The organism is Parabacteroides sp. CAG:2, from assembly GCF_000436315.1.
In the GTDB taxonomy this organism is placed as follows: Bacteria; Bacteroidota; Bacteroidia; order Bacteroidales; family Tannerellaceae; genus Parabacteroides; species Parabacteroides distasonis.
In genome coordinates, this window is sequence record NZ_FR885302.1 from 97013 (window position 1) to 107015 (window position 10003).

The 10003-nt window shown below is 55.0% G+C and carries 7 protein-coding genes; all 7 read right to left on the reverse strand.

What is annotated here, in order from left to right; genetic code table 11:
- Positions 1-8: 8 nt before the first annotated feature.
- On the reverse strand, positions 9-248 hold the full coding sequence (locus QVP94_RS11140) for a hypothetical protein (RefSeq protein WP_122267896.1): 240 nt from the start codon (positions 246-248) through the stop codon (positions 9-11).
- Complete coding sequence (locus QVP94_RS11145; protein ID WP_022192614.1) at positions 235-564, reverse strand: hypothetical protein; 330 nt, start codon at positions 562-564, stop codon at positions 235-237. Before QVP94_RS11145 ends, QVP94_RS11140 begins: the two co-directional genes overlap by 14 nt.
- A gap of 22 nt (positions 565-586) precedes the next feature.
- Positions 587-721, reverse strand: a complete 135-nt coding sequence (locus QVP94_RS11150) for a hypothetical protein (protein WP_022192615.1) — start codon at positions 719-721, stop codon at positions 587-589.
- 2 nt (positions 722-723) lie between these two features.
- Positions 724-5451, reverse strand: a complete 4728-nt coding sequence (locus QVP94_RS11155; RefSeq protein ID WP_022192616.1) for an InlB B-repeat-containing protein — start codon at positions 5449-5451, stop codon at positions 724-726.
- A 21-nt stretch (positions 5452-5472) separates the two neighbouring features.
- Positions 5473-5916 carry a hypothetical protein gene (locus QVP94_RS11160; RefSeq protein ID WP_022192617.1) on the reverse strand — a complete coding sequence of 148 codons (444 nt, stop codon included), beginning with the start codon at positions 5914-5916 and terminating at the stop codon, positions 5473-5475.
- 1 nt (position 5917) lies between these two features.
- Positions 5918-9778 (reverse strand): coiled-coil domain-containing protein, encoded by a 3861-nt coding sequence (locus QVP94_RS11165; RefSeq protein WP_022192618.1) that lies wholly within the window; start codon positions 9776-9778, stop codon positions 5918-5920.
- Between the two features lies 1 nt (position 9779).
- Positions 9780-10003, reverse strand: a 224-nt coding sequence (locus QVP94_RS11170; protein WP_288213251.1) for a hypothetical protein, incomplete at its 5' end; no start/stop codon positions are given.

The following is a 10003-nucleotide window of genomic DNA, read 5'->3' on the forward strand; positions in this document are numbered from 1 at the left end:
TTTTTTAGTTATTCAATATTCCAATCCGTATTCGAGTGTACCGTGAGGTATGCCGGCGTATCCTCGGCCACCCATACCGGATCCGCGGGGGAGACCAATAGCCATACGCCGTCATCCACGCTACAGACCTTGGATAGCCTCACTCCGATCCGCCCGATCCTCTTGAGCCCGGCGCTCATCGTCTCGATCCTCCGAAGCTCCGCCCGGACGACCTCCAGCCTTATGATATGTCCCCTAAAGCACGCCATTCCTCACTATCTCATCCGTATCGATCCGTATTATCTCAGTCCTTACGCCAGACTCGACATTAGCGTCCGGGATATCCACCCGGACCTGGCACTTTATCCGGCCATGCGTCCCCAAACGGGAGGTGTCAAGGACAAGGATATACGTATCGCCATCTTGACGGATCATCCCGGACTTTGGGATCACCACCGTCTTGTTGCCATAGATGTAAAATACGGCCTCGAACCCCACGTCATCCATCGAGAGGCTCCCTGGAAGGTCAAGGGACAAGGCGAACTTGATCCAGCTTCCGATCACCGATATGTTATCATTTACCATACTCTAAATCTTTATGTCAAAATCATACTCCCTCATGACCGTATCCACCTCGATGGTTATCGTGTCGGTCCCCTGTCTTATAGGGGACTGGCTCCGGAACGTAATCCGTACATCCCGCGAGCGCCAACAGTAATAATACCATCAATACCTTTTCCATATCTATATTTCCTTTAGTGATATTTTTCGTATATAGAAAACATTGTTATTGCTCATGATCGCTAAGGATGTCTTTATCGTCGCATCCTCATTCATGGTAAGATCGAACTCATAGCTCATATAACTGGTCGTGACCTTGATCACTCCAATAGAGGAAATATTTTCCCCAGGACCGTTCGAATATTCATCAACATAACCATAAAACCCTACGGCTACAGTAATTTGAGACTCCGATGACGCGTTCAATACTTTCATTTCCATAGATAACCTGTATATATGACCTTGCTCCAGCTTACTCCCCAGATATCCCCTGTTAAAACACGCATATGCAAATTCTGTCCCGAATCGCAAGGCGGCCACGCCTCCGCTAAGCTCAACATTGACACCTCCATATGTTTTCCAGTACGAGAGGCTGGTCAGACTTGTTCCGGAAAAGATCTCATCGCCGGATACGGAATAACGTTCGAAATAAGCGATCAAGGTCTTATTGCTGTCCCATGTCACGCTATGGCTTTGGGCCTTGCCGTCGCTCCACCGGATGAATCGGTATCCCGGGTTAGCTGTCGCCGATACGGTACGCACTGTTCCGGCCTCGAAGGTTCCACTGCCAGACGTGGTTCCCCCTGATGCTGGGGAAGCCAAAAGCACAACAGTATATTTTGTTGTCTCTATCCTCGTGAAATAGGCTGTCAACGTTTTCCCTAAATCCCAAAGCACCTCATGACTCTGCGATCCGCCATCAGACCATCTGTCAAATCTGTATCCCGAGGCGGGGGATGCCGATACGATTTCTCTCGATCCCTGTTTGACCATATAGGATCCTGCCGCCGGCGAGGTCGTGCCTCCACCTGAGGGGGAGACTCTTATGTATACAGAGATATATTCTTGCGTTTTATCCTTGATGGCCAGAGTCCCGTCTGACCTTGCATAGATGACACCCGATCCTATCTCCTCGGGATCAAGCAATAATGTCTTTCCGCTTTTCAAAGTGTATGTTACCCCCGAGTTCCTGTATGAGGCGGAACGATCCCTGTCGGTCAAGTATAACTCAGAATCTCCCAAGCTTTCGTCTATTACGAGGCGTAAGCGTTCCACGTCTTTATAAAGCCCCCTTAGGTACCCTTTGGTGAGGATCATTTCCAGATTGCCGCCTTTTGTCCTTACGCTCCCGTCCTTCTCTATGTACAGGTTATTATTCACGTTCAAGGTGGAGGTCATGATAGCGTCGGCGAGTAATTTAGATGTAATCACGACGCTAGCCTCGATCAAGCGGGTATTAAACACTCCCGTATTTGGATCTATGATGGTGTTTCCCGTATACGCGGTGCTTACCAGGTCCTCGTAGTCCTTATACCCGAGCTTCTTGGCGAAATCATCCTTAACTTCCTGGCTCATGCCCTGTATCTGCGAGCTGGCATTGTCCTTGGACTCGTTCACCGCCTCTTGCTTGATCTTGTCCTGTATCGCCTTGTTGGCGTTCTCTATCGCTGTCGCCAAAGAGGCATAGGCGTTATTGAATGCCGTGAACTTGCTGTCCACGTTGTTCTTCTCAGCCGTAGTCGTTTTACCGTCCGCTATGGCGGCGTTGATGGCGGCGATCAGGTTTGAGGTAGCCGTGTTGAAGCTATTCTTGGCGGTATACAGGTTTGACTTGGCGATACCGGACAGGAAACCGTTAATGTACAAGGCCGTATACGTGCTGTCCGTCTCTTTTTTCGTCTGGTTTACCGTGTTGATATATTTCTCTATGGATTTCGCCTCCGCCTCAGAGATGATGCCATCGGAGAAAGCCCCGTCCACGTACTTGTTCAGGTCAGAGACGGCACCCTTGGCCTCGTTTACGCCTTCCATGGCGGAGGAAGCGGTGTTGTTCGCCTCGTCCGCCGCCTGCTGTGCCTTGTCGGAACAGCCCTTCAACTTGGACTGGATGGACTCGTTCACCGTCTCTACCGCCGTCTTGAACGTGGATGTCGCCGTGTTGAAGGCGGCGAACTTCTTATCAACGTCCGCCTTCTCCGCCACCGTCGTCTTACCGTCGGCTATGGCGCTGTTGATCGAGTTGGTCAACGCCGTTATTGAGGAAAGTAGGCTAGACCTGGCGTTTGATAGGGATACCTTGGCGGAACCTTCCAGGTAAGGGTTCGAGTATAGCTTATTGAACGTGGACTCCGCCGAGATCTTCTCGTTGTTGACGATATTAATATATTTCTCTATGGATTTTGCCTCCGCCTCGGAGATGATGCCATCGGAGAAAGCCCCGTCCACGTAACCCTTGAGGCTCGTCACGGACCCTTGAACCCCGTTGACCGCTTCCTGAGCGTTGTTGGCGGTGTTCTTAGCGTCCTGTATCGCCTCGTTTACCTCTCCCATATCCGGAGCGTCCGTCAGGTTCTCGAAACCGGTGGAACCCGGCTTGATAAGCATCTTGCCGGTGAACACGTTCTTGTCGGCGTTCGGCGAGATCACCGTCACCTCCTTGTTCAACATGGAGTAGGAATTGATCCCGGAATACAGCTTGAAACAAGGAGCGTCCTCGTCATAGGAGGACAGGTAAACGACATGTTGCCTATTCTTATCCGTCTTGTTTCCTATGGTGACAATCGTATCTCCCGCCTTTGGTTCCGTGCTTCCAGTATCGCAATCCGTGATGGAAAGATCTATGTAATCCTCGCCGACATGGATCACCCTTCGCCAGTAATATTGGTTGCTCACGTTATGGGACACGCCCGTCTTCACGTTGAACTCACGGCACTGCGCCAGGTCGTCAACGGCGAACTCGTTCACGATCTCCTTGTCACCGTCGGATTGCCTGAAATAACACCGGTAAGCCATTTCCCCGCCGTCCATCGGGGCCAATATCTCCTCGCCGGTGGAATCAAATACCTGCATGCCCATACTGTCATATACGATCTCGTACTCCGCCGACACCTTCTCCACACGGATACATTCCATCCCCGCCGGGGAAAGGACGATTCGCCCTCCCACGTGCGAGAGATGCTTGATCTCAAGCGTATCGAAATACGCTTTCAACCGCACGTACAACTCGTCGATCTCCATGTAGGACTTTCCGGTCTTGGCGTTCCGTTTCAAGACGAGACCCGTGCCGAAAGGACCGGCGGCGAAATCCTGCGACTCGATGTTATCCGATATCAAGCCGCCTAGCAGCTTGAGCGGGTAATTGGTTTGGTCCGGTTGGTCCTTGCGCAAGAATGTGGATATCGCTTTTAAGGCCGAGAACACGTTATTGTCCGTCGGGACCGTATCGTCACCGCTCTTGATGATGTTGATCGATCCCCCGGCCTGGCTGATCATCGGGAGGAAGGAGTCCACCTTCCTCTCCAGGGACTCCATGCGGCCGATACTGACATACTCGGATATATCGACTTTCACGTCGTAAGGATCGTTCAGGTTCCGGGTAAAACCGATGATACGGCTATCCCGGTATCCGGAGGAGAAGAACACGGGATTGTATAACCGGACACGTTGCCCGAGCGTGACGGTGACCTCCCGTTTTCTCAAGATGATCGGGTCGCTGTCACCGCTATAAACAGAGCTGTCCACGCTATGCTTGTCCAGATAAGCCTCGGAGGTCTCCTTCAACTCTTTCTCGGCCAAGGCGTAGTACTCGTCCGGCATGCGGATGTTATAGAGGATATACGTGTCGCCGGCTTTCGGGATCATGACCCCGCCCGGTATCTGCCCGTTCTCGTCCGGATATTGGTTGATCAGCTCGAACTCCCCCGTGGACGAGTCATAATTGATCTCGAAATCATAGCCGGACAACTCGCCCGTCTCGAACTTGACGTGCTTGGTCAGCCCGGCGATCTCGTACTCGTTCGGATTAAAGGGGATATCCTTGTCCGTCACGTAATAGATCCGGATTGTCTTGCCTTCGGATTCCCGCTCGATGGAACGCGCGCCGGAGAGCGTACCGACCCGCCGGGGGTAGACCGTATCGAATATCACCTCCCGCTCGACGATCCCGTACCCCGTGTTCTTCTCCAGGTATCTCAAGGGCGAGGGCAGGTGAAGATAATCGGAACCGTACCTTGAGCGATCGATGTTGCGGGTGCTTCCCTTGGCGTAAAGCCGGGTGAAAAAGCTATCGTTCTCCTCCTCCCGCTTGCTCATGTTCAACAGGCCTCCTACGGCTGTCCCGTCGGCGGCGTAGCCCAGTTCCAACAACTCCCCGTGCTCGCATTTGCCCAGATAGATGGTTGTCCCGACGATCCACCACTCTGTCTCGAAAGTCTCGGCGATCCGGTTCAAGGCCGTGAGGCAATCGATCCCGTCATAGGTGATGACCTTGTAGTCGGCGGCGATCACGCTCCCGATCCTCCAGGCCGTGCTTCCCTTGATCCGGTTGATGTTATCCACGACCAGTTGCAAATGCGTCGCCGGACCGTCCGTCAGGGCGAAGTCCGAGTCCATCCCGCCGTCCGTCATGAGGAAGCAGAGCGCCTTCGACAACTCGTTCTCGACACCATGGAACCGGAGGGTATATTCATACTCGACCGTGCTGGCCTGACGGGGACAGGGGACGGACATGAGCGTATAGCGCTCACCCTCGAAGTCCACGTAATCGTTCACGTCGAAGGGTATGGCCTCGCCGGTGGTGAAGGATACGCCCAGCGTATTGTCCCCCATCACGGCCTTCTGTTGCGTGGAACTGTCATCCGGAGAGATGACGGCCCGTAAGCCCCCTGTTTGATCGTATATCCTCAATTCCATTTAAACAACGTTTTAGTACCGTTAAAACTCGGGTTTAGGCTCCCTGAACTTGACGGTCCACATGGCCGCCAGCCTGCCGGTCGTCCGGAGCCGTGTCCTCATCACCATGCCCGGACAGCTCTGGTAATAGAGCCTGTATGTCTTTCCCGTCTCGGTGACACGCACGTTGAGCGTACCGGATCTCAAGACATCGACAAACGCCTTGTACCTCGTCCGGAAATCCAGCTCGCTCTCCGCCACCATGGCGAACCGGAGGGAGACATCGCGTGCCTCGTACCTCGGGAGCGTCACGTCCACCTCCTCGCCATCCCGTTCCCGGTAATCGACGGTGGTGTATTTCTTGACGGGCGGGGGTGTCATCAACGCGGAGAGATTGTCATACGTCCCGCCCCGGTCATTGGCCAGGAACACGCCGTATGTCGCGTAAGCGTCCAGGTTGTTTATATACAGCTTGCCTTCCCTCATGCTATTTTACTTTTAATCCGTTTGTCAATATTTCCAACAGCGTCCGGTCGATCCTGTCCAGCCGCTTGCAATAGGAGGTGTTCCGGGCGATCTCCTCGGAGTACTCAAGCCCCTTGCTGAGAAAGGTCCGCATGTCGAGGACGCACCCCTTGATCTCGCTCACGTTGATCTGTATGGCGGTGAACCTCCCGTTCAGCTCGCTGGCGGTGTCTTGTGTCATCGTGGTGAAAGCGCCCGCTCTGGCCTGTTGGGTGAGGGTGGAGTCTATCTTGTTGCCCGTCACCCTCTCCATGTCCTCCAGTTGCTTGGCCGCGTTCTCGACGATCTTGTCGTATTGCGCTTTCAGGTCTGCGATATCGCTTTCCGTCAATCCCGCCCCGCTCGCCTCGGCGAACGACTCATACCATTTCCGGAGCGGCTCTTCCAAGGCTCTCATCTTGATTCCCTGCAAGACGGCGTTATTCAACATCTCTTGGAAATCGTCGGCGAAATCCTTCGCTGATCGCTTCCCCCCGGCGAAGCCCTGTATGATACTGTCCGCGATGCTGTCGGTCGTGGTGCCGGTTAGGACCTCCCGCATCGACTCCTCCTGGTCATCCAGCATTTGGTCGATATCGACACCTTCCTCTCTCAATGCCCGGAGCTGCTCGAATAATCTCGCCACCTTCTCCTCCAGCCTGCCCTCGGTATAGAGCTTCTCTATATCCTCGTAGCTCTTGCCCGCGAGGCTGGAATACTCGTTCCACGTCTTCGCCTTCCGGAACCACGTGCCGTGGCGGTAGCCTACGCCGCTGATATATTGCTCCCCTTGGATCTGTCGCAGCAACCGGTCGTACTCGCTCCCGGAGGCTTGTCGCTGTTTTTCCAGTTCCTCCGTGATCCGTTTGTTGTAAGCCAAGGTCGTCTCGCCGATCTGCCGCTGGGTACGGAGGCGTTCCCTTAACAGCCGTTGGTACTCCATCTCGCCCTGGATCGCCTCGTCGTAGAACTTTTGTTGCTCTTCCCGGGCCTCACGGTTCATCTCCTTTACTCTCTTACCCATGGAGAATATGGAGCCGACGCTTGACACGACACTCGCCATGCCGCCAAGAAAGTCTCCTTGGGCGAATCGTGAGGCGGCCGTGACGAAACCTCCCAAGGCGGTGGTCAGCTCCACCACTTGACTGGCGGCGTAACCCGCCTCATCCCCGAAGATGTCACCGATCCCCCCGGCTATGGTGTTCAGGTCGTTGTTGATCTTTTGGACGGAGGAGTCGATCCCCTCAAGGGCCCCGGCCATACCGTCGCCATCCCCCTCCCTCATCGCCTTCAGCAGCTTCTTCCAGTCATCGCCGATCGATTTAAACGGCGAGCGGGTACGGATCGCCTCCTCCAGCCGGGTGATGGCATCCTGGTACTCCTTTACGTTCTTGGGATCCCACGCCGACGTGTTGACCTCCCGGGCTTGCTTGAGCAATCCTTCCAGCGAGGGGAGGGCCATCTTATCGAGATCCCCGAAGATCTTGTCCCACATGTCCGTATCCTTCAGCTCATCGAGAGATAGGCTTGACAGGGCTTTTTTCTTGCCTTTCACGGCCTCGCCGATGGCGGCGTTGATGGCCTCCTTGTTCTTCTCGGTGCGTTGGCTGGTCAGGTAGGCGATATCCTCGTTATATTTTCGCTCGATCTCCAGACGCTTGGTCGCGTAGTCCTGGTATTGTCTCAATGTCTTCTCAAGCAGATCGGCCTCCGCCTTGTCCCGGGTCGAGTCCGCCATCCCGGTAGCGTCGGACAGTTCCTTGGCCTGCGTGCCGGGTAGCTGGGAGACGGAGGTCGTGGAGGGCTTGAACGTGAGCCCCTTCTTCTTCCAGTTCGGGTTCTCGTTCTCCCACAGGGCTTGCTCTATCTTCTGCCGGGCGAGAATATATTCACGGCCTTTCTTCCCGATCTCGTTTATCTTTCTGTCATAGTCCAAGGCGATTTGGGCCAGCTCCTTATCGGAGCCCTCTTTCATGAGGTTGATCTTTTGCTGGCGAAGCTCCAGCTCGGCATCCTTCTCCCTTTGTTCCAGGACGGCCTTCTGACGTTCGATCTCCAGCTCACGCGTGGCGGTCTCGGCCTTGATCACGTTCGCCGCCTCCTTGGCCCGTTGCTCCTTGGTCTGTTGTTTATCCGCGGCGGATTGTCTCTTCTCATACGAGTCGTACGCCTTCAAGGCCTCCGTCGCCTTGTCGATATCCGCCTTGGCCGTCTTGTAGGCGGTGACGATAGCCGGCTCGATGCCGGCGGTCTTCCCGGAATCAAGTAATTTCTTTTGTTCCGCGTCGATGGATTCCAGCACGGAAGTGGCTTGTTTTTTGATATCCTCCCAATAGGCCTTGTTCTCGATTATATCTCTCTCGGCGGCCTCCTTGTTGAAAAACGGGGAGAATTGTTTTTGTATATCGGAGATCTCCTTCTCTGATTCATACACGCTCCTCACGTAATCCTCCAGCTCCTCGTAAAAGGAGCCTCCGAGCTTCTTCCCCCCGAGCTCGCTCCGGATCTTGGCGGATATCCCTTGCCATGCCTCTTCCCATGTCTTGCCCGCAGCCCGGAAATCCTCCGTAAGGCCGGGGATGATATCCATGATCCCCCCGGATTTGGACTCACCCAGGTTCCTGGTAGCGATCTCGCGCATTTCCGTCAACGCCTCGGATTGCGTCTTTATGGCTTTCTCCAACGTCTTGTCGATAGCGCCGCTTTGGGCTTTCAGGGCGGCGTTCTCCATGAGTTGCTTATTGACCAGCCGGTAAGCCTCACGGATCTCATTCAGTGAGCTCTTCTCCGATAGCAGGTTCGGAAGATACTTGCCGTACGCCGTGTTGATCTCGTTGATGGCTTTCCGGTGACCCTCCGTCCCGGCCGTGCTCTTCTCCAACGCGGAGAACAGAGTCCTCAGGTGTTGCCGCTCCGTCGCCAGTATGGAGTTGAAATCGGTCATGCTCTCGTTCAACCTCTTCTGGGCTTGGTCGGCCCCGAGAAGCCCCTGTATCCAGTTGACGATGTCCTTCCCGTACACGGACAGCAACGTGATCCCCACCACCAGCGCCGTCTGCCAGCTCACGATGGAGGTGAGCACCTGTTTCCATACCGGGATGGCCGTCTGTCCGGATTTTTTCAGCAGGTCATACTCGACCCGCGCGGTCCGGATATTATCGGCCAAGACGGGAAGGTTGTTGGAGATGGCCAAGAAGAACATGTTAGCCCCCATGGTGAGCGATGGCAACTCCCGGGCCACCTGTTGCACCGACATCGACAGGCCGTTGAACCCGGTACCGGCGGAGCGGCTGTAGGCGGACAGGCGGGATTGCGCCGTCTGGATCTCCTTGTCGAGGTCGCCGATTTGTCTCAGGATGCCCTGTCCGGCGTTTCCCTCACGGTCGGCCTTGGATAGGTTATAGTAAGCCGAGGTCAGCTCCTGCAGGCGTTTCTGGAGGGCCATGACGGAATCGACGGCCCTCGATTCCGTCTGTATCCGCTCGTTCAGCGTGCGCATGCCACCGCTGATCGCCTCGCGCAAGCTGTTCTCCCGCACCGCTAGCGCCGCCTTCATCCGCGTATATTGCCGGGTGGTGACGGTGCCGGCCTCCAGCCCGTCATCCAGCGATCCCTGCACGACGGCGAGGTCACGCAGGGCGTTGATGCTCTCCTGTACGGTGACGGCCAGTTTCCGGTTCTCGGCGCTCATGGCGCCGTAGGCCGCGCCGCTGTCGGCGATCAAACGCTGGTAGGTTTTCGCCGACTCGTCGCGCAGGCCCTTGATGCCGAGAGTCACCTTCTCGACCTCATCCTCCAAGTTCCCCCGGAACTCGAATGTTATGTATACGGGATCGTTCGCCATTTTATCTCAGTCCTAAGAATTCCAGTTCCTCCTCCTCGGTTTGGATAACGTTTTCCTCCCCGGATCTCTTTCTCATACGTCCTTGGTCGTTGATCATCATCAAGATGACACACCAAGGGATCTTGTTCATCACCTCGTCGTACGTGAACGCCCCGGTGGAGATCAGCGCGTGGATTTGTCCGAACGGGCTATGGGGAGGCTCGTAAGCCTCCTTTAACTCCCTTT